Origin of the sequence: Mesorhizobium sp. M1D.F.Ca.ET.043.01.1.1, assembly GCF_003952385.1 — a bacterium.
GTDB lineage: Bacteria > Pseudomonadota > Alphaproteobacteria > Rhizobiales > Rhizobiaceae > Mesorhizobium.
On record NZ_CP034444.1, the window covers coordinates 6468555 to 6491728 of the forward strand.

The 23174-nt window shown below is 62.4% G+C and carries 29 protein-coding genes, 1 tRNA gene and 1 pseudogene; 13 read left to right on the top strand and 18 right to left on the bottom strand.

Features of this window, described 5'->3' with window-relative positions; translation table 11 throughout:
* Positions 1 to 81: 81 nt before the first annotated feature.
* Positions 82 to 1152, bottom strand: a complete 1071-nt coding sequence (locus EJ067_RS31030; protein WP_126088912.1) for a GGDEF domain-containing protein — start codon at positions 1150 to 1152, stop codon at positions 82 to 84.
* A 316-nt stretch (positions 1153 to 1468) separates the two neighbouring features.
* On the opposite strand from EJ067_RS31030, the gene EJ067_RS31035 reads away from it, so the two are divergent.
* Together EJ067_RS31035 and EJ067_RS31040 are read left to right on the top strand one after the other, a co-directional pair.
* Positions 1469 to 1888: a GFA family protein gene (locus EJ067_RS31035; protein WP_126088913.1), complete on the top strand. Its 420-nt coding sequence runs from the start codon at positions 1469 to 1471 to the stop codon at positions 1886 to 1888.
* Between the two features lie 77 nt (positions 1889 to 1965).
* Positions 1966 to 2325: a diacylglycerol kinase gene (locus tag EJ067_RS31040; protein WP_126088914.1), complete on the top strand. Its 360-nt coding sequence runs from the start codon at positions 1966 to 1968 to the stop codon at positions 2323 to 2325.
* A gap of 21 nt (positions 2326 to 2346) precedes the next feature.
* On the opposite strand, the gene EJ067_RS31045 is transcribed toward EJ067_RS31040, so the two are convergent.
* Both EJ067_RS31045 and EJ067_RS31050 read right to left on the bottom strand, forming a co-directional pair.
* The gene (locus EJ067_RS31045) at positions 2347 to 2955 is read right to left on the bottom strand and encodes a DedA family protein (protein WP_126088915.1); all 609 of its coding nucleotides are present in this window, start codon (positions 2953 to 2955) and stop codon (positions 2347 to 2349) included.
* Complete coding sequence (locus tag EJ067_RS31050; RefSeq protein ID WP_126088916.1) at positions 2955 to 3515, bottom strand: DUF1003 domain-containing protein; 561 nt, start codon at positions 3513 to 3515, stop codon at positions 2955 to 2957. Before EJ067_RS31050 ends, EJ067_RS31045 begins: the two co-directional genes overlap by 1 nt.
* Before the next feature lie 153 nt (positions 3516 to 3668).
* On the opposite strand from EJ067_RS31050, the gene EJ067_RS31055 reads away from it, so the two are divergent.
* The 3 genes from EJ067_RS31055 to EJ067_RS31065 all read left to right on the top strand — a co-directional run bounded on the left by EJ067_RS31055 (position 3669) and on the right by EJ067_RS31065 (position 8382).
* Complete coding sequence (locus EJ067_RS31055) at positions 3669 to 4382, top strand: DNA-3-methyladenine glycosylase I (protein ID WP_126088917.1); 714 nt, start codon at positions 3669 to 3671, stop codon at positions 4380 to 4382.
* A gap of 144 nt (positions 4383 to 4526) precedes the next feature.
* On the top strand, positions 4527 to 6206 hold the full coding sequence (locus EJ067_RS31060; protein ID WP_126088918.1) for an NAD+ synthase: 1680 nt from the start codon (positions 4527 to 4529) through the stop codon (positions 6204 to 6206).
* Positions 6207 to 6576: 370 nt separating this feature from the next.
* The gene (locus tag EJ067_RS31065) at positions 6577 to 8382 is read left to right on the top strand and encodes an ABC transporter ATP-binding protein (protein ID WP_126088919.1); all 1806 of its coding nucleotides are present in this window, start codon (positions 6577 to 6579) and stop codon (positions 8380 to 8382) included.
* 53 nt (positions 8383 to 8435) lie between these two features.
* On the opposite strand, the gene EJ067_RS31070 is transcribed toward EJ067_RS31065, so the two are convergent.
* The 5 genes from EJ067_RS31070 to EJ067_RS31090 all read right to left on the bottom strand — a co-directional run bounded on the left by EJ067_RS31070 (position 8436) and on the right by EJ067_RS31090 (position 12002).
* Positions 8436 to 8747, bottom strand: a complete 312-nt coding sequence (locus tag EJ067_RS31070) for a PilZ domain-containing protein (protein WP_126088920.1) — start codon at positions 8745 to 8747, stop codon at positions 8436 to 8438.
* 106 nt (positions 8748 to 8853) lie between these two features.
* Entirely contained in the window at positions 8854 to 9342 is a 489-nt protein-coding gene (locus EJ067_RS31075; RefSeq protein ID WP_126088921.1) for an NUDIX hydrolase, read from the bottom strand.
* A gap of 205 nt (positions 9343 to 9547) precedes the next feature.
* Positions 9548 to 10048 carry a xanthine phosphoribosyltransferase gene (gene gpt, locus EJ067_RS31080; protein WP_066998919.1) on the bottom strand — a complete coding sequence of 167 codons (501 nt, stop codon included), beginning with the start codon at positions 10046 to 10048 and terminating at the stop codon, positions 9548 to 9550.
* A 211-nt stretch (positions 10049 to 10259) separates the two neighbouring features.
* A complete protein-coding gene (locus EJ067_RS31085; RefSeq protein ID WP_126089812.1) occupies positions 10260 to 11093 on the bottom strand; it encodes a universal stress protein in 834 nt (277 codons plus the stop codon).
* A 168-nt stretch (positions 11094 to 11261) separates the two neighbouring features.
* Positions 11262 to 12002 (bottom strand): competence/damage-inducible protein A, encoded by a 741-nt coding sequence (locus EJ067_RS31090; RefSeq protein WP_126088922.1) that lies wholly within the window; start codon positions 12000 to 12002, stop codon positions 11262 to 11264.
* 127 nt (positions 12003 to 12129) lie between these two features.
* Here EJ067_RS31090 and EJ067_RS31095 point away from each other — a divergent pair, with 127 nt between their 5' ends.
* Both EJ067_RS31095 and EJ067_RS31100 read left to right on the top strand, forming a co-directional pair.
* Positions 12130 to 13104 (top strand): alpha/beta hydrolase, encoded by a 975-nt coding sequence (locus EJ067_RS31095; RefSeq protein ID WP_126088923.1) that lies wholly within the window; start codon positions 12130 to 12132, stop codon positions 13102 to 13104.
* Positions 13105 to 13257: 153 nt separating this feature from the next.
* Positions 13258 to 13614 (top strand): hypothetical protein, encoded by a 357-nt coding sequence (locus EJ067_RS31100; RefSeq protein WP_245468091.1) that lies wholly within the window; start codon positions 13258 to 13260, stop codon positions 13612 to 13614.
* Here the strand turns inward: EJ067_RS31100 and EJ067_RS31105 are convergent.
* The 3 genes and pseudogenes from EJ067_RS31105 to EJ067_RS31120 form a co-directional block, all read right to left on the bottom strand.
* Complete coding sequence (locus tag EJ067_RS31105) at positions 13611 to 13850, bottom strand: DUF2188 domain-containing protein (RefSeq protein WP_126088924.1); 240 nt, start codon at positions 13848 to 13850, stop codon at positions 13611 to 13613. The two genes, EJ067_RS31100 and EJ067_RS31105, sit on opposite strands and share 4 nt — an antisense overlap.
* A 127-nt stretch (positions 13851 to 13977) precedes the next feature.
* On the bottom strand, positions 13978 to 14256 hold the full coding sequence (locus tag EJ067_RS31115) for a DUF982 domain-containing protein (RefSeq protein WP_126088926.1): 279 nt from the start codon (positions 14254 to 14256) through the stop codon (positions 13978 to 13980).
* A 95-nt stretch (positions 14257 to 14351) separates the two neighbouring features.
* A pseudogene (locus EJ067_RS31120) lies at positions 14352 to 15130 on the bottom strand (oxidoreductase); the annotation flags it as partial.
* Positions 15131 to 15350: 220 nt separating this feature from the next.
* Between EJ067_RS31120 and EJ067_RS31125 the strand changes: the two are divergent.
* Positions 15351 to 15926, top strand: coding sequence for an NUDIX domain-containing protein (locus EJ067_RS31125; RefSeq protein ID WP_126088927.1), 576 nt, complete (start codon positions 15351 to 15353; stop codon positions 15924 to 15926).
* A 1035-nt stretch (positions 15927 to 16961) separates the two neighbouring features.
* Positions 16962 to 17156, top strand: a complete 195-nt coding sequence (locus EJ067_RS31135) for a hypothetical protein (protein ID WP_126088929.1) — start codon at positions 16962 to 16964, stop codon at positions 17154 to 17156.
* Between the two features lie 282 nt (positions 17157 to 17438).
* Here the strand turns inward: EJ067_RS31135 and EJ067_RS34805 are convergent, their stop codons facing one another.
* The gene (locus tag EJ067_RS34805) at positions 17439 to 17582 is read right to left on the bottom strand and encodes a hypothetical protein (RefSeq protein WP_189510206.1); all 144 of its coding nucleotides are present in this window, start codon (positions 17580 to 17582) and stop codon (positions 17439 to 17441) included.
* Here EJ067_RS34805 and EJ067_RS31140 point away from each other — a divergent pair.
* The 3 genes from EJ067_RS31140 to EJ067_RS34810 all read left to right on the top strand — a co-directional run bounded on the left by EJ067_RS31140 (position 17575) and on the right by EJ067_RS34810 (position 18807).
* Positions 17575 to 18060, top strand: coding sequence for a hypothetical protein (locus EJ067_RS31140; protein WP_126088930.1), 486 nt, complete (start codon positions 17575 to 17577; stop codon positions 18058 to 18060). The genes EJ067_RS34805 and EJ067_RS31140 overlap by 8 nt on opposite strands.
* 100 nt (positions 18061 to 18160) lie before the next feature.
* The gene (locus EJ067_RS31145) at positions 18161 to 18415 is read left to right on the top strand and encodes a hypothetical protein (protein WP_126088931.1); all 255 of its coding nucleotides are present in this window, start codon (positions 18161 to 18163) and stop codon (positions 18413 to 18415) included.
* Between the two features lie 131 nt (positions 18416 to 18546).
* Positions 18547 to 18807: a hypothetical protein gene (locus EJ067_RS34810; RefSeq protein WP_168247337.1), complete on the top strand. Its 261-nt coding sequence runs from the start codon at positions 18547 to 18549 to the stop codon at positions 18805 to 18807.
* 289 nt (positions 18808 to 19096) lie between these two features.
* Here EJ067_RS34810 and EJ067_RS34815 read toward each other — a convergent pair whose 3' ends face one another.
* From EJ067_RS34815 to EJ067_RS31160, 3 genes are all read right to left on the bottom strand, one after another.
* Positions 19097 to 19270, bottom strand: coding sequence for a hypothetical protein (locus tag EJ067_RS34815; protein ID WP_189510208.1), 174 nt, complete (start codon positions 19268 to 19270; stop codon positions 19097 to 19099).
* Between the two features lie 332 nt (positions 19271 to 19602).
* Complete coding sequence (locus EJ067_RS31155; protein WP_126088933.1) at positions 19603 to 20022, bottom strand: hypothetical protein; 420 nt, start codon at positions 20020 to 20022, stop codon at positions 19603 to 19605.
* Positions 20023 to 20123: 101 nt separating this feature from the next.
* Positions 20124 to 20209: transfer RNA gene (locus EJ067_RS31160), tRNA-Leu, on the bottom strand.
* A gap of 568 nt (positions 20210 to 20777) precedes the next feature.
* Between EJ067_RS31160 and EJ067_RS31165 the strand changes: the two genes are divergently transcribed.
* Positions 20778 to 20981 (top strand): hypothetical protein, encoded by a 204-nt coding sequence (locus EJ067_RS31165; RefSeq protein WP_126088934.1) that lies wholly within the window; start codon positions 20778 to 20780, stop codon positions 20979 to 20981.
* A 278-nt stretch (positions 20982 to 21259) separates the two neighbouring features.
* Here EJ067_RS31165 and EJ067_RS31170 read toward each other — a convergent pair whose 3' ends face one another.
* From EJ067_RS31170 to EJ067_RS31180, 3 genes are all read right to left on the bottom strand, one after another.
* Positions 21260 to 21925, bottom strand: a complete 666-nt coding sequence (locus tag EJ067_RS31170) for an outer membrane protein (protein WP_126088935.1) — start codon at positions 21923 to 21925, stop codon at positions 21260 to 21262.
* 91 nt (positions 21926 to 22016) lie between these two features.
* Entirely contained in the window at positions 22017 to 22229 is a 213-nt protein-coding gene (locus tag EJ067_RS31175; RefSeq protein ID WP_126088936.1) for a hypothetical protein, read from the bottom strand.
* Between the two features lie 57 nt (positions 22230 to 22286).
* Positions 22287 to 23138 (bottom strand): alpha/beta hydrolase, encoded by an 852-nt coding sequence (locus tag EJ067_RS31180; RefSeq protein WP_126088937.1) that lies wholly within the window; start codon positions 23136 to 23138, stop codon positions 22287 to 22289.
* Between the last annotated feature and the right edge of the window lie 36 nt (positions 23139 to 23174).

A 23174-nucleotide genomic window follows, 5' to 3' on the forward strand; every position in this document is an offset into this window, starting at 1 on the left:
GGCGCACCCTTTCGTTTCTGTGGAAAATATAGTCCACAAAAATTCATTTGGAAAGGGATCGGCCGAAGGAGCCCGCCGAAATCAGTCTTTCTTGTAGAGCAGCCAACCCTTGCCGGCGCGGCCGGTCATGGTGGAATGCCTGGTGACGCGGTTGCGTCCGCTGACCTTGGAGCGATAGAGCGCGCGGTCAGCCTTGGTGTAGAGGTCTTCGGGACTGTCGGCCTCGGAGGCCATGCAGATACCCATGGAGACGGTCACCGTGCCGTAGTTCATCCCGGTCTGGCTGCTGGTGAACGGCGTTTGTTCGATCAGCACGCGGATGCGCTCGGCGATCTCGTAGGTGGTGTCTTCGCTGGCGCCTTCGACAATCAGCGCGAACTCCTCGCCGCCGGTGCGCGCCACGAACATGTCGGCGCGGACGCTCGATCGGAGGATCTCGGCGATGATCTGGATGATCTTGTCGCCGACCGGGTGGCCGTAACGGTCGTTGATGTCCTTGAAGCGATCGATATCGGCAAGGATCAGCGCGTTGAACAGGATCCCGCGGTTGCTGTTGTAGATGCGGGTGATTTCCTTGTCGAAGGCGCGGCGATTCCAGATATGCGTCAGCGGATCGGTATCGGCGAGCCGCTTGTATTCCTCCAGCTTCGATTTGACGCTCTCGAGCTCGGCGGTCTTCTCGCTGAGCGTGCTGGAGATATGGCGATTGTGGTCCAGCGTCGAGTTGGTGGCGGCGGACATGGCGCCGGCAATCTTCTGCAAAAGATCCTGGGAAAGAAGGCTTCGATTGCTCAGGCCGCTCGACGTCTCGTCGAGGATGCGGCCGTATTTTTCGATATGGGTGCGCTCACTGCGCAGCAGCGCGGCGATGTCCTCGAGCTCCTTGGCGACCATCTCGCGGGCATGCTCGACGATGGCAGGGCCGTGGTGCTGCGGGAAGAAGGTGCGCCCGATCTGGTCGAGGTCTTCCTGCGTCGGCCTGTTGCTCAACGAAACGACGGCGAGGCTGAGCTCGTGATTGCTGCCGCTCAGCGCCTCGTAGAAGATTTCATAGTTGCGCGGCAGGCCGAGCACGCCGAGCTGGCGCATGGTCGCCACAACGGTGCTGGCGATGTCGCTATTCCTGTCGGTCTGGGCGGCTGCCGGCTGCATAGTGCGTTCACTACCCCTTCAGTGCGACCGGAGACCTGCCACCGCCGGGAGTCGCCTACACGGGGATTTGAATCAGAATCGCGAATGCGCGTCCCCAACACGACCTTCGCTTGCAGGAACCATAGATGCAGTTGCGCTAAAGTTTCCTTAATGGCCTGCATTTCCTCACTGTCTCTGCTACCACAGGCTGTAATTCGGTGCGGACACAGCGTTTGAAAGGCGCCTCTTCGGTGTCGTATTTGCCTGCGCCCGGCAACCGCAAAACTGGAATCTTGTCCGGCACGATCAAGGCGAACGACGTCGAAGGAGGCCCGGGATGGACGAAAATCACAGTGGATCATGCCTGTGCGGGGCGGTGCGCTTCCGGACGAGGGGCCTGTTGCGTGGAGTCGTCTATTGCCATTGCTCGCAATGCCGCAAGCAGACCGGCCATTTCGTCGCCGCGACCTCCTCAAAAGATGCCGAGATCGACATAGAGGGAGCCGACGCGCTCAGCTGGTACGGCGCTTCGGACGCTGCCAAACGCGGCTTCTGCCGCAGTTGCGGTTCGGTGATGTTCTGGAAGCACAGCGAGCTGGACACCATCTCGATCATGGCCGGCTCGTTCGACAAGCCGACGGGTCTTTCGGCCGAAAGCCATATCTTCGTCGGCGACAAGGGAGACTACTACGCCATCGACGACGGACTGCCGCAATTCGAGAAGTCGACACCGTCGATAAAGGTCGCGGACGAGTGAATTTTGGGGCGGCTGCCTTATTCCCTTGATCCGGCCGTTGCGATATCCCCTGACGGTTACTCGAAACGGGGCTGGGCATGCAGCGGCTGATCGACGCTTTCATCAATTCGGTGCGGGCTTTCCGCAAGCTGGCTGCCCATGAAAAGGCATTCCAGCAGGAATTGTTGCTGCTTGCGCTGGCCCTGCCGGCCGGTTGGTTCATCTCGGTATCCTGGCGCGGCTATGCCTTGCTGATCGGCGCGGTTCTGCTCCTGATCATGGTCGAGGTGCTCAACACAGGCATCGAGGCGGCGTGCGACGCTATTTCCCGCGAGTTCCACATCGACATCCAACTTGCCAAGGATTGCGGCTCGCTGGCGGTGCTGATTTCGATTGCGATCGCCGCCGGGGTCTGGGGCATCGCCATTGTCGAGCGCCTCATCGGCGCGCCCATCTGATCCTGCGCCACGAACGCGGCTTTATGAACCCGCCTGATCCTCCCGCGCGTCCTTGGCGCGTTCGCGCCCGGCCAAGTGGTGAGCAACCAGCCAGGCGGCGATAGCGACAATGAGCCCTACGGCCAGAGCGATGAGCAGCCGCTCGTGACGGGCGAACGCCTGACCGACCATGCGCTCCGCGCCCAATCCGAAGACGTAGCCGACGGTGCTGAACAAAGCAGCCCAGATCGCCGACGAGATGGCGTTGAGGATGACGAAGCGCGGCACCGATACGGTCGACAGCCCGGCGGCGATGCCGCCGACAAGGCGCATTCCGTAGACGTAGCGGTTGGTCAGCACGAAGATGTTGGGATGGGTGTTGAGCAGCCGGTAGGCGCGGCGGAAGCCCGGCCGCTTGCGCAGCCTTACGACATAGGCATGATCGGCAAAGCTGCGGCCGAGGGTGAAGAAGAACGTGTCGCCGGCGAAAGCGCCGAGGAACGCGGCCAGGAACGCCTGCCAGAGCACGAATATCTGCTGGTGGGCGAAGAAGCCGCCGAGGATGGCGGCGCTTTCGCCTTCGGCGACGCAGCCGAGGAAGACCGCGACCAGCCCGTATTGCTCGATGAGACGGTGGATGGCCTCGCTCATCAGCTTGCCGATCGCGCCGACAGCTTCTCGTCGATCCGCCTGATCTGCTCGGCCATGCGCAGGATCTCGTCGCGCATGCCGATGATCTCGCTGTGGCGCAACTCGTCGAGCTTCTCATGCAGGGCCATGATCTCGATCTCCGCCTTCAGGTTGACCTGGTAATCATGAGCGGCGTCGATGCGGTCGCGTTCGGTCTGGCGGTTCTGCGACATCATGATCACGGGCGCCTGCAGCGCGGCGATCATGGAGAGCACCAGGTTCAAGAAGATAAAGGGATACGGATCGAACGCGTCGCGCGTCAGAAGCCAGACATTGCCGAAGGTCCATAGGATCAGAAAGGCGATGAAGCCGAGGATGAAGGACCATGAACCGCCGATTCTGGCGATGGTGTCGGCGACACGATCGCCAAAGGTCTGGTGAAAGGCGACCGCCTTGTTGGTGTCGCTGGTGACGGTCGTGCGATCGATAGCGCTTTGCAGCACCCGGCTCTCGAGGGCGCTAAGACCGTCTGGCTTTTGCTTCAGCCAGCGGTTCGCCAGATCCTCGACCGTCTTGTTCATCGTCCTCTCCGTCGCCACGCTTGCATATTTGCTTCTACGCATCCCAGACGGAAAACCGCGGCGCGCCTTTCCCGGAATTGCTCATAGAGGAGAGGTAGAGGGTACCGGCCTGGACGGGAAGTGATAGATTGGTCTGAACAGGCGAGGGCGGAGATGGCCGATTTCCAGAAAATTCGTGCCCGGGCGGCAAAGCGCAAGGGCGGTGAAGAGGCGTTGGCGTCGCTGCTTGGACCGATGCCCGACAATGCCGCGGTGGCGAAAGTTCCCGATGACCGCATCCTCTCCACCATGGCCGAGCGGATCTTTGCCGCCGGCTTCGTCTGGCGCGTCATCGAGCAGAAGTGGCCGGGCTTCGAGGAGGCGTTCCTCGGTTTCGAGCCAAAGCGGCTCCTGTTCCAGCCGGACGATTTCTGGCACGAGCTGGCATCCGACAAGCGCATCGTGCGCAATCCGCAGAAGATCAAATCCGTTCGGGACAATGCCGCCTTCGTCGACCGCGTCTCGAAGGAACATGGCAGCTTCGGCAAGTTCCTTGCCCAATGGCCGGCCGACGACCAGGTCGGACTGACCGCCTATCTCGGCAAGCATGGCAGCCGGCTTGGCGGCAATACCGGCCAGTATTTCCTGCGCTGGCTGGAGTGGGACACGTTCGTCATCTCGGCCGACATGGCGGCAGCGCTGCGCGACGCCGGCCTAGACATCGCCGAAAGCCCGACGTCCAAGCGGGATCTCGACAAGATCCAGGCCCAGATCAACCAATGGTCGTCCGAGAGCGGGCTGCCGCGACGGCACATCTCGCGCATCCTGGCGATGTCGATCGGTGAGAACCGCTCCGTGGAAGCGCTAAGCGAGTACATGAACGACTAGGCCTGATCGGCGAGATACCGCTATCGAAACGATCGATCGGGATACAATCGAAACGATCGATCGGGATACGATCGAAACGATCGATCCTAGTTGGCACAAGCAATCGCCATTGCCCGGCAATTTCCGCCACGCTAAACCCGGTACATGATCCAGACCGCTCCAGACATCCTGCGCATCGCTGTCGCCCAATTGAACCCGACTGTCGGCGAAGTCGCCGGCAATCTCGCCAAGGCGCGCGAGGCGAGGGCGGACGCGGCACGCCAGGGCGCCGACCTGGTGCTCTATACGGAGCTGTTCCTCGCCGGCTATCCGCCGGAAGACCTGGTGCTGAAGCCGGCCTTCCTGAAAGCCTGCGAAAAGGCGGCACAGGATTTCGCCAAGGATACCGCCGACGGCGGTCCCGGCGTCATCATCGGCACGCCGCTGAAGCGCAAGTCGGGCACGCACAATTCGATCGTCTTCGCCGACGGCGGCAAGATCATTGCCGAGCGCTACAAGCTCGACCTGCCGAACTATGGCGAGTTCGACGAAAAGCGCGTCTTCCAGGCCGGACCGGAGCTGCAAGGGCCGGTGAATTTCCGCGGCGTGCGCATCGGTATCCCGATCTGCGAGGACATCTGGGGCGACATCGCGGTCTGCGAGACGCTGGCCGAAAGCGGCGCCGAGATCCTGCTTGTGCCGAACGGCTCGCCCTACTACCGCGCCAAGATCGACGTCCGCCACCAGGTCGTCATCCGGCAGGTCATCGAAACCGGCCTGCCGATGATCTACGCCAACCAGCTCGGCGGCCAGGACGAGCTCATCTTCGACGGCGCGTCGTTTGCCATCGGCGCCGACAAGACGCTTGCCTTCCAGATGAGCCAGTTCGAGGAGGCGGTCGACGTCACCACCTGGAAGAGAAAAGGCGAGACCTGGGCCTGCTCGGAAGGGCCGATGTCGAAAATCCCCGACCGCGAGGAGGCCGACTACCGCGCCTGCATGCTCGGCCTGCGCGACTACGTCAACAAGAACGGCTTCAAGAACGTGGTGCTCGGCCTCTCCGGCGGCATCGACTCGGCGATCTGCGCGGCCTTGGCCGTCGATGCGCTCGGCGAGGAGCGGCTGCGCACCATCATGATGCCCTATCGCTACACCTCGAAGGACTCGCTGAAGGACGCCGAGGACTGCGCCCGCGCGCTCGGCTGCCGCTACGACATCGTGCCGATCTCCGAGCCGGTCGAAGGTTTCAAGCATGCGCTGACGCAGCTTTTCGAGGGCACCCAGGAAGGCATCACCGAAGAAAACCTGCAGAGCCGTGCGCGCGGCACGATCCTGATGGCAATCTCCAACAAATTCGGCTCGATGGTCGTCACCACCGGCAACAAGAGTGAAATGTCGGTCGGCTATGCCACGCTCTATGGCGACATGAACGGCGGCTTCAACCCGATCAAGGACCTCTACAAGATGCAGGTCTATGCGCTGTCGCGCTGGCGCAACACGCATGTGCCGCCGGGCGCCCTCGGCCCGTCGGGCGAGGTGATCCCGAAGAACATCATCGACAAGGCTCCGTCGGCGGAACTGCGCGAGAACCAGACCGATCAGGATTCGCTGCCGCCCTATCCGGTGCTGGACGACATCCTCGAATGCCTGGTCGAGAACGAGATGGGCGTCGACGACATCGTCGCGCGCGGCCATGACCGGGCGACGGTGACGCGCGTCGAGCATCTGCTCTACATAGCGGAGTACAAGCGCCGGCAGGCGGCGCCGGGCGTGAAGATCACAAGGAAGAATTTCGGCCGCGACCGCCGCTACCCGATCACCAACCGGTTCCGCGATCGCGGCTAGGCACACGCGCAGATAGCATTGTTGCAAAATCGTCTCAGTGGTTGAGCCAGATTTGTTTTTGACAACGGTTCGCCTTGGCGGCCGATCGAAGCATCCCTATAAGAGCCTCTCCGCGATTCCCTTCCGGGAGGACCGTATGCCAGGATTTGACATCGTTATGCGAGGCCGCGAAGCCTAGGTCTGCACCGGCCGCCCGAAGCCCCTTCGGACAGCCAGATGCAGAGCGGGCCTTTGCCGCTGCCGGTCGCCGCCTTCAGGCGGGCGCCCCACCCATACCGAACCTCCGCATTCCCAGTCGCCAAAAGGCGCCGCCGCGGGTTTCCAATTTTGACTTTACCGGGACCGGGCCTGTCTGCGCCCGGATGACATCATGGCTCGTTTCAAGATCGATCTGCGCGCCAGCGCCTTCCGCAGCGTGCTCGGATTCACGTTCAGTCACTGGCGCCGCCAGCCGTGGCGGCTGTCGCTCATCGTGGGCGCATTCCTGCTCTCGACGCTCGCCGACGTGCTGACGCCGCTCTACTCCGGCCGCCTGGTCGACGCGGTCGCCAGCAGCGCAGGCGCCGACGAGGTGGCATGGCACGCCGCAACGACGGCGTTCTCCATCCTGATGGCGCTGGCGCTCAGCGGCGTCGTGCTGCGCAATGTCGCCTTCATGTGGATCGTCGAACTGACGCTGAAGATGATGTCGGACATCGCCGCCGACGCCTTCCACCGCGTCCAGCGTTTTTCGACGGATTGGCACGCCAACAGCTTCGCCGGCTCGACCGTGCGCAAGATCACGCGCGGCATGTGGGCACTCGACCTGCTCAACGACACGATCCTGATCGCGCTGCTGCCGTCGCTCGTCATGCTCGTCGGGTCGACGCTGCTGCTCGGCTGGTTCTGGCCGATGATGGGATTGTTGGTCGCCGTCGGCTCGGTGCTGTTCATCGCCGTCACCGCCATGCTGTCGCTCGGCTATGTCGCGCCGGCGGCACGCCTTGCCAACAGCTGGGACACGCGGCTCGGCGGGGCGCTGGCCGACGCGGTGAGCTGCAACGCGGTCGTCAAGGGTTTTGGCGCCGAGCTTCGCGAGGAAGCGCGGTTTGCCCGCGTGGTCGCCAAATGGCGCCTGCGCACGGGCCGCACCTGGGTGCGCGGCACGCTCAACGGCACCACGCAAGGCACGATGCTGCTCCTGATGAGGGCAGCCGTGATCGGCCTCGCGCTCATGCTCTGGACATGGGGCCAGGCGAGCGCCGGCGATATCGCCTTCGTGCTGACCTCGTTCTTCGTCCTGCAAGGCTATCTGCGCGATATCGGCACGCATATCCGCAACCTGCAGCGCTCGATCAACGACATGGAGGAACTGGTCGACTTCCAGTCGGAGCCGCTCGGCATCGAGGACCGGCCCGGCGCGGCGCCGATCCGGATCACCAAAGGCCGCATCGCGTTCGACAAGGTGACGTTCCACTACGGCAACCACCGGCTGCCGCTCTATCGCGACTTCTCGGTCGAGATCGCGGCGGGCGAACGCATCGGACTCGTCGGGCATTCGGGATCGGGCAAGACGACTTTCGTCAAGCTGATCCAGCGCCTCTACGACGTGAATGCGGGCCGGATCCTGATCGACTGCCAGGATATCGCACAAGTTACGCAGGCATCGCTGCGCAGCCAGATCGCCATCGTCCAGCAGGAGCCGATCCTGTTCCACCGGTCGCTGGCCGAGAACATCGCCTATGCCAGGCCGGGCGCCACCCAGGCAGAGATCGAGCACGCGGCGAAACTCGCCAGCGCGCACGACTTCATCGCCAACCTGCCCAAGGGTTACGGAACCCTGGTCGGCGAACGCGGCGTGAAGCTGTCGGGCGGCGAGCGCCAGCGCGTGGCGATCGCGCGCGCCTTCCTGGCCGATGCGCGCATCCTGATCCTGGACGAGGCGACATCCAGCCTCGATTCCGAGTCGGAAGTGCTCATCCAAAAGGCGATGGAGCGGCTGATGGTCGGGCGCACGACCTTGGTCATCGCACACCGGCTCTCGACGGTCAGGGCGCTCGACCGGCTGCTGGTCTTCGATCGCGGCCGCATCGTCGAGGAAGGATCGCATGACGAGCTGATCCGGCTGAACGGCGGCATCTACCGGCGGTTGTTCGAGCGCCAGGCGCTGGAGCTGACCAAAGGGCTCGTCATGTGAGACGAATGGCATCCGGCTTCGGCCGGGTGCCTTCCTGCCTCGCCGGCAGACCGTCAGCCGTAATGGAGCCTGGGCTTGGGCTCCGTGCCGGTGAACTTGACGCCGACGCGGTCATTGCGGCGCCAGCGGACTTCCGCCCGATAGGCCACGCCATCGAGCGGAACATAGAGCAGGAAATGATCGGGGACGCGCGATTCCGGCGCGACTTTCAGTTCGGCGCCTCCGGGGTTCTGATTGCGCACCGTGCAACTGACCTCGGAATTCTGGATGCTGGTGATGATCGTCCCACCCTTGAGCACGCGCTGGCGATGCTCGCGCCGGTGTTCGCCGGAGTTCTCTTCGAGTGGCTGCGTGGAGTTCGTCATCAATCGATGCCGTTAGCCGAATCGCCATTTCATCGGCAAGCAAATCATCGGTGCGCCTGCTCGGCAACGCGCGGTTTGCCCACCAAGCGCACAAATAATTGATGACTCAGGCGAATTTGTGAGGGTCAGCGCAGAAATAGGCGATGATCTGGCAAAGATCGGGCTCGTTGACCATGCGGACGGCCTCGGCGCAGCCGACCCATTTGCGGGTGCGCGCGCGCTTTTCCTTCCAGCGGTCGGCAACGCGGTCGACCTTGAGCGGGAATACCAGGACCTCGCAAGGCACTTCCTCGCCGGATGCCAGGACCTTGCCGTAGAAATAGCGGCCGGCTTCGAGATGCGAAACGGTGCCGCGCAATCCCGCTTCTTCGCCCGCTTCGCGGGCGGCGGCTTCGCATAAAGGCTCCCTGGCTTCCGGCCAGCCTTTCGGCAGCACCCAACGCCCGGTATCGCGGCTGGTGATCAGCATGATCTCGACGCCGTTCTCATTCTCTCGCCAAGGCAAGGCAGCAACCTGCAGGCGGCAAGGCGCCGTGCCGAAGAGTCTGCGGACTCTTTCGGCCATTTGGTTGTGCGTCGTCGGCCTCGTCAACATCGAAGAAGCTGCTCCAGCCTCCAGAATCGTTTGCCACCTTACGAATCTTACGGCGAATTATGAGGTTTAAAAGTAAAAAACTTCACTCGTTCTGGAAAATCCCCCAGAAAAAGTCGATCTCACCAAGTAGTTGCGCCCATGAACCGCAATTCTACGGCAGGGGCGCGCCTTCGCGGCCTGTTTCTGTGGAAGATATGGCGGTCACTCAACCGGCGTGATCGTCGGCGATCGGCTTCTGGTAGGTGAAGCCCATGTCCCACGGGAAGTAGATCCAGGTGTCCTGGCTGACCTCGGTGACGAATGTATCGACCAGAGGCCTGCCTTTCGGCTTGGCGTAGACGGTGGCGAAATGCGCCTTCGGCATCATGGCGCGCACGATGCCGGCCGTCTTGCCGGTGTCAGTGAGGTCGTCGATGATGAGCACGCCGGCGCCGTCATCGGCAAGAAGCGAAGGGGAGATTTCCTTCAGCACCTGCAGCTGACCCTGGCTCGTGTAGTCGTGATAGGAGGCGACGCAAACCGTCTCGATGACGCGGATGCCAAGCTCGCGCGAAATGATGGCGGCCGGCACCAGGCCGCCCCGGGTGATGCAGACGATCGCCTTCCACTGGCCTTTGTTGGTGCCGGAAAGCCGCCAGGCGAGCGCGCGGGCATCGCGGTGGAACTGGTCCCAGGAGACCGGAAAGGCTTTTTCGGGAAGAGACATGGTTCACGCACTCCGCAAGCGCGCGCCTCGGCGCGCAGGAACATTGGAATGCAGGCGGAATTAGCCGGAAAGCGCCAGCCTTGGCAAGGTGGGATTCAGCGATGGCTGTGGACTCAAAGCAGGCCGCTTAAATCAGGGGTGCGTTTTACGTTTTTTGATCCAAGCATGTCTCTTGACCCCGAAAACCGGCGCCCACTTTCGGGAGACATGCTTATCTCGACAGGAAGACCGCTACGTTTGCCGTGCGCAGCACGGTGCGGGTGACGCCGCCGAACAGAAGCTGGCGCAGCCAGGAATGGCTGTAAGCGCCGAGCACCAGCAGATCGGCGCCGGATTCGGCAATCCTCTCGTGGATGAGGTCGTCGACCGAGGTTCCCCCCGATTTCTGCACGCAAACGCTGACATTGGCGCCATGGCGCGACAAGGCAGCCGCGATCTCGGCACCCGCCGCCTCGGGAGCCTCGTCGAGCGTCTCCGGCGGATCGATGACGAGAATGTCGGTCTTGTCCGCCTCGCTGATGAAGGGGAGGGCGTCGAACGCGGCGCGGGCCGCCTCCTTGCTGCCGTTCCAGGCGAGCAGCACGCGCCTGAAGGTGGTGACGAGCGGCCCGGCATGCGGAACGACAAGAACCGGCCGGCCTGCGTCGTAGACCAGCGTGTCGACATCAGCGCCCGGATCGCCTCCGGTATCGCGCTGCGCGGCGATGATCAGGTCAGCCGCCCGCACGCTCGAAATGCCGGTCAGCGCGCTGTCGCCGGAGAAGCTTTCGAGGCTGCGCCACTCGAAGGACAGGCCGGAATCCTCAATGCGCCTGAGAAACACCGCCTGCAGCTTGTCGGCGCGCTCTTTGTTCATCTCGGCCGAGACCTGCAGGAATTCCGTGTCGGGGAAACCGGTTGCCGACGTATAGGGGACCGGAAGCGCTTCCCCATGGATGCCGACGAGGTGGCTCTCGAACCGCTCTGCAAGCGGGATGGCGCAGTCGAGCACGCGCTCTGCGTCCTGCTCGTTCTGGAGAATGGCGACGATGGTCTTGAAGCGCATGACCGGTCCCTCAGTTTGTCGGCGCAAGCGCGCCTCCGGCTCTCAAATTCGGCACTAACGCGCCTCCGGCTCTCAAATTGGTCGGCCCAAGCGCGCCTCCGGCCATCAAATGGCCGGCACGAAGTGCCGTGCCAGAAACGTCGGCGCGCGCCTTCTGGTTCCGGGAGCTCAGCTCGCGGCCGACAGGCCCGCCACCATGGCCTCGACGTCCTTGCGCGCGGCCTCGAGAGCTGCTTCGCTGCGGGCGCGCACCACGAGCTCGGTCCAGAACTTGCCGTCGCCATATTTCGGATAGGAGCCGATGATGGTGTCTGGATGCGCCTTCTGGATGTCGGCCAGCGGTCCGCCGACCAGGCCTTCGCCGAACGGGCAGTGCACCGTGGCCGACAGCATCCTGGTGCCGGTCTTCAGCATCGGCACCACATTGTCGAGCATCGCCTGGAAGATCGACGGCACGCCCGCCATCACGTGAACGTTGCCGACGCGGAAGCCCGGCGCGATCGATACCGGATTGTCGATATGGTCGGCGCCGCGCGGCATCCGCGCCATGCGTTTGCGCGCCTCAGTGAACTCGAAGCCGCGTTGCGCATAGCTTGCTTCGAGCATGGCATAGGCCTTGGCATCGTATTCGCAAGGCACGCCGAAGGCCTTGGCTATCGAATCGGCGGTGATGTCGTCATGCGTGGGGCCGATGCCGCCGGTGGTGAAGACATAGCTGTAGCGGGCGCGCAGCGCGTTGACGGCGGCGACGATCTCGTCCTCCTCGTCGGGAACGATGCGCACTTCCTTCAGATCGACGCCGATCGCCGTCATGATATCGGCGAGATGGCCGATGTTCTTGTCCTTGGTACGGCCGGAGAGGATCTCGTCGCCGATCACGAGCATGGCGGCGGTAACGATTTCAGACATGGCTCACTCCGGCTGCAGGTCGCCTGAGATAACGCGGCGGCCGGCCGGCTGCAATGCGCAGGCAGGGTGGGCTCTTGTGGCAGATACGGTAGCGGGTAAGGTGCGCCGGTCCGGCCGGGGTGCAAAGATGCTGATATCGGTTTTGTCGTGGCTGGTCGGCGGCCTGCTCGTTGCGGCGATTGTTGCCGTGCTCGGCTTCATGCTGGCGACATGGCGGATCGCGGCCAGGGCCGAAAGGCTGGTGCCGGCTTGCGGCAAGTTCATCGAGATCGACGGCAACCGTATCCACTATGTCGAGGAAGGCGAGGGCAGGCCGATCGTCTTCCTGCACGGCCTCGGCGCGCAGCTCCACCATTTCCGGCAGACGCTGTTCGGACGCTTCGGCGCCGGCTATCGGCTGATCGCGCTCGACCGGCCGGGCTCGGGATATTCGGTGCGGGCAGGCGGTGCGAGCGGCCGTCTGCCAGAGCAGGCGGAAGTGGTGCGGCGTTTCATCGAGCAACTCGGGCTGGAAAGGCCGCTGGTCGTCGGCCATTCGCTGGGCGGCGCCGTCGCGCTCGCGCTCGCGATCGAGCATCCGACGGCGATTTCCGGCATCGCGCTGCTCGCGCCGCTGACGCATCTGGAAGCAAGGGCGCGCCAGAAATTCGACCTGCTTTATGTTCCCTCGCGCCTGTGGCGCCGGGTCTTGGCCCGTACGGTAGCGATACCGGTCAGCCTGAAATATGCGGAACCGACGATGAAATTCATCTTCTCGCCGCAAGCCGTGCCCGGGGACTACATGATCGTCGGAGGCGGGTGGCTCGGTCTGCGGCCCGCCCATTTCCATGCGACCTCAACCGATTTCGTGGCGGTGGAAGAGGATCTGGGCCGCCTGGAACAGCGCTATGGCGAGATCGTGATGCCGGCCGGCATTCTGTTCGGCGCGGATGACCGGGTCATCGGCATCGCGGCGCATGGCGATCCGATGCCGGGCAGGATCAAGCAGCTCGACTTCGAACGGGTTCAGGGGCTCGGGCACATGCCGCAATTCGTGGAGCCGGAACGGGTGGTTGCTTTCATTCAGCGCGTAGCCGAACGTGCATTCGCTGGTATCACCTGAATTTCAGCCAAGTCTAATCTTGCGGAAACTCACGGCCTCGTCACACAAACGTGTCGAACATCTTGTCTCGTCACGATTTTTCCTTGGAACTTTCGCCCCCAACCCAGGGTTTCATTCGCGTCGCCCTTGGCGACCAAACGAATGGAGTATCCGATGCTTGTGAAAGCTCTTGCAACATCCGCGCTCGTGCTGGGCATGGCAACCTCGGCAATGGCGCAATCCTCGGACATGTGGTCGTGGTGGCACCATGATCGCCCGGTCTCGAACGAACGGGTGCCAGTCGATCCTTCCACCACCGGCAGCATCCGCTCCGACAGCGAGGCCACGGGCCTCAACAGCCTTGGCAATCCCGGTCCTGTCGGCCCATGTGCTTCCAACACTCCCGGGCCCGATGCCAATGCCGGGATGAACGTCAACGATCAGTATTGCGGCAAATACTCGACGCCTCCGCCGGCGGCCGACATGGAGGCAGGGGCATGGTCGGTCGCGGCGCGGATATCAAAACACTAGTCGGAGACCTCGGTCTGCGGCCGGTCGCGGCCATCGGCCAGTTCGTCATGCCAGACACCCTCGGAATCCTCATACTGGATACCGTCCGTGGCGCCAGCGATCTGCTGCTCTGCCGAGGCAATCTCGGCGGCGCGCAGCGCGTCCTGGTGCGTGGGAAATGTTTCCGAGAAAGTTGAGCCGACCTTGTAGGCCCAACCGCCGTCATGCTCGACAATTTTGTACATCAGTTTCGCCATAGAATCCTCCGGTCGAGAAACCCTAGCCTGCCAGACCAGTTCAGCGTCTGTCGTAATCGCCGACCTGCTCTAATTGTTTTCACGCAATTCCGGACGGAGAACCGCTTCACACTTCTCCTGCAATTGCTCAGTGCAGCTTTCCGTCGGGCAACCTGTCTTCAGGAACCAGCACCTCCGATTCCCTGGCAGCCTCTATCAGGGCGCGGCGTGCGTCCGCTGTCGAACGATAACCTTCCAGCGCCTTGAGGCAAGTGTCGAGAGCATCACGATGCCGCTGTCCGCGATTGAGCGGCCAAACGGTCATCAGGCACTCGGCGGCTTCGCGGGTGCTGCTTATTTGGCGATATTTGCCGACATGGCCGAGCTCGACCACCACCGGCTTTTCAAACGGCTTGCTGTCTGTCATGGCCGCCAACGCAAAACGGCCAATTTGGTTGCAATCGTGGCGGTACCCCTGCGCCCAAAGGTCTCAGCCCGTGCGTCACCTGTGGAAACAGCCGCTCAGCCGGCCGCCTTCATCCAGTGCTGCATCGTCGTCACCGAGCGCGCCAGCTGCGGCGCCGGACGGATTTCCTCGCCGAACGTCGCCGCCGCGCGCCAGCCCCAGCGCGGATCGGCGAGGAAGGCGCGCGCCAGCGCCACCATGTCGGCGCGGCCATCGGCCAGAATCGCCTCGGCCTGCCTGGGGTCGTCGATCAGGCCCACGGCGCGCGTCGGGATGTTGGCGCCCCTGCGCACCGCTTCCGCCAGATGCACCTGGTAGCCGGGACCGCCGGGCAGCTTCTGCAATGGCGAATTGCCGCCGCTTGAACAGCAGAGATAGGCGACGCCTTCCGCCTTCAGCGCCTTGGCCACTTCGATCGCCTCTTCGACGTCGAAGCCGCCATCGACCCATTCCTTCACTGAAAGGCGCCCGCCGAGCATCAGGTCCGGTGCGGCCTTCTTCACCGCCCTGGCGATTTCGACGGCGAAACGCATGCGGTTTTCCAGCGAGCCGCCCCAGCGGTCGGTGCGCTGGTTGGAGAGCGGCGACAAGAACTGGAAGATCAGGTAGCCGTGAGCGGCATGCAACTCGATGAAGTCGAAGCCGGCGCGCGCGGCCCGCGCCGCCGCCTCGGCGAAACGTACGATGACTTGCTGGATCTCTCCCTCGTCCAGCGCATGCGGTACATTCCACCCGGTGTCATAGGCAATGGCCGAGGCCGAAACAGTCTGCCAGGGATCCTCGCCGGGCTGCAGGGGGGCCGCCGGCCTTCCCAAGGCTTCCTGTTGGAGGCCTTGGCGGCCCGGGCATGGGGCGAGGGACGCGAATCGGGCCCGGAGCGGCGACTGACGTGCGCATGAAACGGGCTCCTGGGAGAGATACCGGCTATCTAGGGCCAGCCGTGGCACTTCGCGCCAGACACCGAGCCGGTGAAGTCTTGGCTGGATCAGTCGGTTTCCAGGATTGCGGCGGGGCACCTGTTCGCCGATAACGCTTGCCGGCAGCACGGAGTTCACATGGAAGATCGCGTCCGGATCCGCTCTGAAGAAGTCCTGTCCGACGACTGGGCGGTCAAGAAGACGGTGCTCGACTATCGGCGCCGCGACGGGCGTTGGGAAACGCAGACCCGCCAGACCTACGACCGCGGCGACGGCGCGGTGATCCTGCCTTTCGATCCGCAGCGCTCGACGGTGCTCCTGGTGCGGCAGTTCCGCTATCCGGCCTATGTCACCGGCCATCGCGAGCCGCTCATCGAGGCCTGCGCCGGCCTGCTCGACGAAAACGATCCGGAAACCTGCATCCGCAAGGAAGCGGAAGAGGAGCTCGGCTACCGGCTGAAGAACGTCGAGCGGCTATTCGCGCCCTATATGAGCCCCGGCTCCGTGACGGAGCGGCTTTGGTTCTTCACCGCGCGCTATTCGCCGGCCGACCGCATCTCCGACGGCGGCGGAGCGCCGGAGGAGGGCGAGGACATCGAGGTTCTGGAAATGCCGCTCGACGAGGCGCTGGCCGGCATTGCCGACGGCCGCATCGTCGATGCCAAGACCATCATCCTGGTCCAGCATCTGAAGCTCAATCCGATCAAGGCTTGAGTGGCCGTCCTCCGTCACCAAGGCTGCGCAGGGCATGCCTTCGCATAACGAAGGATGGCCGCCACCCGAAGCTCGAGTGCGGGAACCCATAGGAAGGGATCGAGACGCTGACGCAATCGTCCGTGACGCGCCGGCGCACAGTCGCTGCGATGGCGACCTCATCTCCGATGCGAAAGCCCTTTTGCCATGCCGATACAATGCTGGCGCCGCGTAATAGGTTCGCAAGCATCGGCTAATATGTTCGAGCGGGCTGGGAGACGTTTGCGCGCGGTCCCTGGTGCTCTGAGGGTATTCTCGATACCGACCTTTTGCAGCTTCCAGTACAACTTTCAGCCTGAAGATTAGCTATTGCTAATGTGCTATGCAGGCTGCGAGGGGATTTCCATGACGCAGTCAAAGCGGTATTTCGCATTGACGTGGCTCGCACTGCTCGGCAATGCCGATGCCCACGATTGGTATACGGGTAAGTCAGACCCAGTTCTCCAGCATGATTGCTGCGGGGGCAAAGACTGTCACCCGATCGATTCAAGCTACGTCAGGATGACAAAGGACGGCTATTTCGTGCGGCCGCCACGCCCATTCTACTTGAACGAGCCCCAGGAGCCGGAGTGGTTTATTCCCAGAGAGCGTGTCCAGACTTCGCCAGATGATCGCTATCACATTTGCGAGCGCCTGTTGACGTTCTATCGGCCGTTGACCCCACACATGAATTTCGAGGCCTATCACAGTTTTAGTTGGACCTGTTTTTTCGCCCCGCCAGGCACAAGTTCAGTCGGCCAAAAATAGGACAACAAAACAGATGCCCGTCACCCCAGGCAACGGGATGGCGGGCACCTATTCACTCTCTCATGCCGCCGAACGAAGGGACAGATGCTCGCCGGCTCTGTCAAATGATGCATCGGGCAAGTTGTTTCACTGTAGGGACCAATACGCCTGCCTATACGACTTCAGTCGTGCGACAGAACCAACCAGAGTGATTGCCAGGTAGGGCAAGGCGCCTATATCCGAAGCGTTAGGAAGCTGGGAAGCGGCTTCATGCCTGGGGCGCGAAGAGAGATCATCGATTGGTGGCGCAACAAGCTGGCCGACGACAAGCAGCTTCTGGTCGACATCGAGGCTGGACGCACGCCGGCGGATGAGATCCACACCGCCTATCTCAGATGGATGATCCCGCAAATGGAGGCCATCATTCGGAGCGTGGAGCGCGATTGGCATCCCGACCAGGCCTGACAGGGCGGCCGTCCATCGCTGGCTCTTCCGCCTCGTCAAGAGGACCGGCAGAATCCGATAACCCGCCGCTGGGTGTGCCCCCACACCCGCGCGGCGGGCTAAGGTGACCGGCGCCTTTTCTCGTGGGGGAGAATTGCCTGAGCCCTGGCGCCGGCCTGGCGAACCATGGTCCGCCGCATATGCAAGATAGCTAATCTCTACCTCAAAAGGACATGGCGTGATCACGTACCTCTTGGCAATCGGCCAGAGATCAGGAATATAATCCTCACCGGTGCGGCGACCTCATTTTCGGAGATCGCCATGACGATGAAATTTCACTTCACGGAAGATACGCTCAGCAGGAAGCTCGAAGCCGGCGCCGGCCTTTCGGTCGACTGTCTCACCATCAATAGTGCGCTTCCCTTTCGGCGAGTCTTCGTTGACCAAGAATGCTGCCCCTTTTTGCTCGTTAGGAGAGCAACATGCGGCGCAATGCTGTTTCCCCGCAAGGGGAGTGCTTGACGATTTCAGCGGCGCCGCTGGATTTTCGCTACCTGTAGCAGTACCCATTCCCTCGCAAGGCGAAAAAGGGAGCGTATCAGCCTCACGGCTTCCTGAGCCTTACCCCGGCGACACCGGACCGGACCCGCTCGCCGATACGATCGCGGAGTATTACGCCGGGGTGGCCGCATTCGAGGCAATCCCAGGCGGGATGATCACATTCGCCAATGAAGAAGATTTCGTTCAGGCAACCTACGGACCGGCGTCACACAGGCTTTGGAAGGACTGCCCGCCAGCAACGAGCCTTCGTGGCGTGGCAGAGGCGATCCGCTACACCCTTGCAGATAAGTGCATAACCTCTCGGAGTGCGGAGAACACCTTAATCGCAGCGCTGGCTTTCCTTGAGCGGGAGGCGGGCCTATGAACGCGAAAGAGATGGAAATCCTCCGGCTGTTCCGCCAGCTCTCGCCAGAGCAACGGCGCGTGTTCGTTCAGATCGTTCACCTGCTTGTGCCGGTGCAGCCATGAGCGACCTTATCGAACCAGCCGTCGTGCTTGATACCTTCGTGCAGGGCGTGGGACGCGTTGAGGAGATCGCGGCCAATCTGTTCCGGATTTCCTACTATACGAACCAGCGCGGCTATGACGGCAGCCAGGAAGGCGCATGTGTGGCCAAGTTTATCGTAACGGCCGAGACGATGAAGGCCATGGCAGCCGATACGTTCGGCCGACAAGAGGCGCGGCGGCTGACCGGCGAGACGCATTCTGCGATGAACTAAAGCTCCCCTTCGGACACTTGAAGGCCCGGCTGCTTCGGTGGCCGGGCTATTCCTTGTGCGGAACAATATACCTGACAGTGTCGCCGCCATGCGTAACCGTAACTGTCGTATAGCCGGCTGGCAGGGAGCCCGTGACAGTCGGATCGATCACCTTGCATCGGCCGATCATTCTTCCGCTGGCGTCGCCAGCGAGTTCAGCTGCCAACGAGGAACGGCATTCGCCGAGCGATGCGAACACCCGTGGCGCCGTATTGACCGGTTTACAGATAGATGCATCGCCTGGGCCGCACAAAAGCAAAACCATGACCGCTGCTGTAGCCGGATCCATGCTGGAAGGCTCCTTCGTGGAGCTTAAAACGCTGGCGAAATCGCTTTGTTTCACATTTTGCTAAAATACGAGGAAGCGCCCGGTGGCCTCGCTTCATGGCCCCTCTCAGTTTTCTGGAACAAACAGCGCGTCTGCCCGGTTTTCAGCGGGAAAGGAGCGCGCGCGAATGCAGAACCAACGGGACAAGCGTCCCTTGCCGAAGCAAAAGCCGACAAAGGACGATCCCGCCGACCCCGATCATTGCTCGCCAGAGCCCGACCATGTCGATCCGGCACCGCGAGACGTGCGAGAGGCTCCGGCACCAAATCCAAATGGCGACAAGAAATCCTAGGCCGCTACTCAGGTGGCTGCGCTTATTTTTTGAGAGGCGTGCCAAGCCCGAGCCGCACGCGTTCGCTGTTGGCAAAGGTTTTGGCCTCTGACTGAGAACCGAAGCCCTTGATGCTGACCGTGCCGTCCTCGATGACGCGCACATAATGCCTATTTTCAAGTTCCTCGATCTCGACCGAAGTTCTCCACGTATTCATCGGCGTCGTCCGGCGGTGGGGTTTCGCGTCCCTCTAACCTACCCAACATCGCGGCCGGGGAATGTGTTCCAATTAACGGTTACCTAGTTTTCGCTGCATCTCTGAGGCCCGACGGCTTTGGCTTCCGGGGCCTTCCGGTGTCTAGTGGCAGAAAAGTCACGCGGCTCTAATATGCGGCGCTTCAACTAGGGCGCGCTTATTATCCATCTTAGCGAGGCGTACCGTCCTGCCGGCGAGGGGCCACTGGAGCGCTCGCTGCGGCAACGTAGCGGGCGCTTCCTATCGCCCGATGGCGATCCAGGCGTCAGCACATCGGCTTCGGCTACCGGGCTTCATTCGGGCTCGTAATCTTCGAGCCGCATCAGTTTCGGCGTTAAAAACCAGAGATCCTTGAACGCGAGCAGAGGTGCCGTCCAAGGCTCCCATTTGTCCATCGCGCGCAGGATCGCCAACCCGGCCTCGAAAGCCACCAAGTTACGTGTGGAGTCGGCTTTATTGTGCTTCAGCCAATCGCGCGTGCCGTTTAGCTGCGTGATCCATTCCTTTTCGGGGAAGGGACGTTTTGGGTTGTCTCGGATGATTTCCCATAAGCCGCCAGTCTTGGTCGGAGCCATCGATTCCGCAGCGCCGGCCAATGTCACTGTGGCAGCGAACTGGCCGACATGGAAAGCAGTGATGGCCGTCTCGCTTTGCTGGACTGCAGCCTCGCATTTGGTCATGTGGAACACTCGATGAAATGGCCTGCTTTCCATCCAGTATCGTCTCCCCTGGCTACCCTAGCGGCTACCCAAATGACTTCTTGTCAGGGTAGCCGGCCCCAAAGATAGAATAGAATAAGCAAGCAATTTCAATGTGGTGCGGACGACGGGAATCGAACCCGTACGATCAGAGATCGAGGGATTTTAAGTCCCTTGCGTCTACCAATTCCGCCACGTCCGCGCGCTGCAATTTCAAGCACTTAAGCCGACACAGGTCTAGCCTTCCGGGCTAGATTTTGCACCGGATTGGCACCAAAGGCTGATCTGTTGTTCCGCGCCCGCTCTCATCGCAGCTTCGATCGCCGCCGCGCCTTCGTCCGACTTCTCGAACAATCGGCGTAGACCGACAGCGTGACCGCGAGTGACGCATGCCCTAGCCGGCAGTTAATTGCAACCACGTCGAGGCGGCCAGCGATCAGGGCGGAGGTGTCGGTGTATCGGAGGTCGTGAAACGGGACCCCAGGGATGTCGACCGCCGCGCCTTCTTGCAGCCACGCCAGTCGCCTCTGCCGGCTCGCCGCAGCTTCGCCGACGGCGCACGCTGGATCGTCCGGCGATATGGCCGAAGTGCGGGCGCTGATCAGGGCGCACCGCCTGTGCGGGGGTGAACCCGTCTTTTGCGCCCTACGGCAAATGGATGAGCCCACGTCTCCGATCGATAGGATGAAGCCCATCATGGCCCGATGCTACTTAAGGGAGCGCAACCCGGTTTTGCAGCCCTGGGAGCCAGTTGGCTTTAGGGGTTAAGTATGAGCAAAACGACTCTCATTGTTATCGCTATCCTCGCGATCAGCGTCGGCTATGCCGAAGCCAAGGACCGTAAGGTCGCGCCGATTTGCACCGCGTCAAGCCGGCTCTTCGAGGTCCTCAACGGCAGGTGTTTTCTCGTCAAAGGTTCGATGATCTATGGCGACATCGCCGATCTTTCTCGGATAGTCCGCCTGGGGTGGTAGCCAAGGGCAATCGGGTGCCCAGACGCTCGTCTTCACGCCGGCTGACTCAAAAGCGCAGTGACGGCGGCGCCGGGGTTGAGTGCTTGGCCGCCATGCCAGCCGACAAGGCCGTTTCGGCTGACCCTGGATAGTGGCGTGATCGCGGAATTACGCCTTTAGAGGCGTTCGCTACGGTCGTCCTCGCTGTGGACTTGATCCGCCGCGGCCGGCGTCCATCAGGCCCTACCCATTCCCCCCGCCCCCTGCGGGCGCCGGCCACCTTCGTTCCGCTCATCAATTCAGAACTTGTAGCTGAAGTTCACGCCCAGCGTGTGCAGCTTCACGTCCTGGTCGCGATCCGAGAAGTCGTCCGGGGCGTCGAAATGCTCCTTGCCGAAATCGTAGTAGCGGTACTGCGCGCCGACGACGATATTGTTGCTCAGCGCATAGTCGACGCCGGCGCCGATCGTCCAGCCGGCGCTTACGCGTGTCTTGGCGAAGGTGGGCCCGGCATCTTGCGAGGTCTCGATGCCGGCGAAGGCGACGCCGCCGACGCCGTAGATCAGCCAGCGATCGACCGCCAGGCCGGCCTCCGCATTGACCGATCCGAACCAATTGATGTCGGTGCCGACCGAATTTCCGGGATCGAGCAGGGCCGAACCATCCATCGAGGAATAGTCGAGCTCGGCCCGCGCGCCGATCACTGCCTGGTTGAACTGCCAGAGGCCGGCGACATGGCCGCCGACAAAGCCGCCATCAAGATCGGGCGAAGCGCCGAACGGCTCGCCTTCGGTGCCGGAGATGTCGGATGAACCCCAGCCATAGCCGGCCTGGAGGCCGGCATAGTAGCCCGTCCAGTCGAAGCCGGGCGCGGTCATGGGCAAGTCGGCGCCTGCGTCCGCGGCCAAGGCCGGCCCGGACAGCAGAGCGAAAAAGCCGGCACTGGCAAGCGTCAGGCGACCCATCGAGCGCTCCGAAATGGCGGTTTCGAAAGACTCCTCGGCGCAACCTAGCGTTATTCGCCGCAAAGCGAAATTGCATTCCTGCAACAGTGGTTTACGTCGGTGGGTTGCGGACGCGATCTTCGAGGTCGCGCCGCTTCTCCTCGGGCGATGCCAGCCGGTTGAAGGTGTATTCGGCGAGCAGGGTGCCGGCGACGAAGATCAGAAGCGGCGCAACCCATGTCCAGTATGAGCGCAAAGTGAAGAAGGCCACGCCGGCCAAGGCTGCCGATACCACGAAGATCGCGAACCTGATCGTCTGCGCCATCTTCCGCCGATCCGGATGGTCAGGAGCGAGCACAGGTCTTGCTCGTTCGCACGCCGGCTATTTGGCGTCGATGAAGTCGAGCGCCGCCTGGCTGTATTCGTCCGGCGCCTGCAGCATGGCGAAATGGCTGGCGTTGGGCAGGATGATCAGCTTCGCGCCCGGTATGACGGAGGCCATATATTCGGTGTGCTCGCGCTCGATCGCTTCGTCATGGTCGCCGGCGACGATCGCGATCGGCGTGGTAATCTTGCCGAGCTGATCCTTGGTCCAGGACGGCTGCGACTCCCACATATGGCTGACCTGCGCGACGAAGGCGTCATACTGGTCAGGCGTCTTCGACATCTTCTTGTAGTCTCGGCCTGACCGTTCGATGTAAGCGGCGAAGGTCTTGTTGGTCAGGACGCCGGGGTCGACGCCGTCCGTGGTGACGTTGGCCGCCTGTGCGAAGAGCCTTGTCAGCCGTTCGGGATGATGAAGCGCGATGTCGATGCCGATGATGCCGCCGTCGCTCCAGCCGACAAGCGCCGCCTTGTCGATCTTGAGATAGTCCAGCAGCGCCAGATAGTCCGAGGCCATCAGATCGTAGCCGTAGGGCTCGTCCGTGCGGGTCGAGCGGCCGTGGCCGCGGCTGTCGGCGACGATAACCTTGTGGGTCTTGGACATGGTCGCTACCTGGCTTGCCCAGATATCGGCATGGCCGAGGCCGCCATGGATGAGCAGCACCGGGTCGCCCTTACCGAAAACGGCATAGTACATCTGGATGCCGTTGACCGGCGCGTAGCCGCTTTCGTCGGGTTTGGGCATTGCAGCAGGCTCCGGCAAGGTCTGCCAGCGCTCTTCGGCGGTGGCGAGAGCGGTCGATGCGACGAAGAGGATGATGGTGGCGAACGCTTTCCAGAAACCGGTCATTTTTGCCTCGCAAGGGTCGGTTCGACGGCGAGCATC

Coding starts and splice junctions, on each gene's coding strand:
- EJ067_RS31030 (WP_126088912.1), bottom strand. CDS start 1,152: ATGCAGCCGGCAGCCGCCCAGACCGACAGGAATAGCGACATCGCCAGC.
- EJ067_RS31035 (WP_126088913.1), top strand. CDS start 1,469: ATGGACGAAAATCACAGTGGATCATGCCTGTGCGGGGCGGTGCGCTTC.
- EJ067_RS31040 (WP_126088914.1), top strand. CDS start 1,966: ATGCAGCGGCTGATCGACGCTTTCATCAATTCGGTGCGGGCTTTCCGC.
- EJ067_RS31045 (WP_126088915.1), bottom strand. CDS start 2,955: ATGAGCGAGGCCATCCACCGTCTCATCGAGCAATACGGGCTGGTCGCG.
- EJ067_RS31050 (WP_126088916.1), bottom strand. CDS start 3,515: ATGAACAAGACGGTCGAGGATCTGGCGAACCGCTGGCTGAAGCAAAAG.
- EJ067_RS31055 (WP_126088917.1), top strand. CDS start 3,669: ATGGCCGATTTCCAGAAAATTCGTGCCCGGGCGGCAAAGCGCAAGGGC.
- EJ067_RS31060 (WP_126088918.1), top strand. CDS start 4,527: ATGATCCAGACCGCTCCAGACATCCTGCGCATCGCTGTCGCCCAATTG.
- EJ067_RS31065 (WP_126088919.1), top strand. CDS start 6,577: ATGGCTCGTTTCAAGATCGATCTGCGCGCCAGCGCCTTCCGCAGCGTG.
- EJ067_RS31070 (WP_126088920.1), bottom strand. CDS start 8,747: ATGACGAACTCCACGCAGCCACTCGAAGAGAACTCCGGCGAACACCGG.
- EJ067_RS31075 (WP_126088921.1), bottom strand. CDS start 9,342: ATGTTGACGAGGCCGACGACGCACAACCAAATGGCCGAAAGAGTCCGC.
- gpt (WP_066998919.1), bottom strand. CDS start 10,048: ATGTCTCTTCCCGAAAAAGCCTTTCCGGTCTCCTGGGACCAGTTCCAC.
- EJ067_RS31085 (WP_126089812.1), bottom strand. CDS start 11,093: ATGCGCTTCAAGACCATCGTCGCCATTCTCCAGAACGAGCAGGACGCA.
- EJ067_RS31090 (WP_126088922.1), bottom strand. CDS start 12,002: ATGTCTGAAATCGTTACCGCCGCCATGCTCGTGATCGGCGACGAGATC.
- EJ067_RS31095 (WP_126088923.1), top strand. CDS start 12,130: ATGCTGATATCGGTTTTGTCGTGGCTGGTCGGCGGCCTGCTCGTTGCG.
- EJ067_RS31100 (WP_245468091.1), top strand. CDS start 13,258: ATGCTTGTGAAAGCTCTTGCAACATCCGCGCTCGTGCTGGGCATGGCA.
- EJ067_RS31105 (WP_126088924.1), bottom strand. CDS start 13,850: ATGGCGAAACTGATGTACAAAATTGTCGAGCATGACGGCGGTTGGGCC.
- EJ067_RS31115 (WP_126088926.1), bottom strand. CDS start 14,256: ATGACAGACAGCAAGCCGTTTGAAAAGCCGGTGGTGGTCGAGCTCGGC.
- EJ067_RS31125 (WP_126088927.1), top strand. CDS start 15,351: ATGGAAGATCGCGTCCGGATCCGCTCTGAAGAAGTCCTGTCCGACGAC.
- EJ067_RS31135 (WP_126088929.1), top strand. CDS start 16,962: ATGCCTGGGGCGCGAAGAGAGATCATCGATTGGTGGCGCAACAAGCTG.
- EJ067_RS31145 (WP_126088931.1), top strand. CDS start 18,161: ATGAGCGACCTTATCGAACCAGCCGTCGTGCTTGATACCTTCGTGCAG.
- EJ067_RS34815 (WP_189510208.1), bottom strand. CDS start 19,270: ATGAATACGTGGAGAACTTCGGTCGAGATCGAGGAACTTGAAAATAGG.
- EJ067_RS31155 (WP_126088933.1), bottom strand. CDS start 20,022: ATGGAAAGCAGGCCATTTCATCGAGTGTTCCACATGACCAAATGCGAG.
- EJ067_RS31165 (WP_126088934.1), top strand. CDS start 20,778: ATGAGCAAAACGACTCTCATTGTTATCGCTATCCTCGCGATCAGCGTC.
- EJ067_RS31170 (WP_126088935.1), bottom strand. CDS start 21,925: ATGGGTCGCCTGACGCTTGCCAGTGCCGGCTTTTTCGCTCTGCTGTCC.
- EJ067_RS31175 (WP_126088936.1), bottom strand. CDS start 22,229: ATGGCGCAGACGATCAGGTTCGCGATCTTCGTGGTATCGGCAGCCTTG.
- EJ067_RS31180 (WP_126088937.1), bottom strand. CDS start 23,138: ATGACCGGTTTCTGGAAAGCGTTCGCCACCATCATCCTCTTCGTCGCA.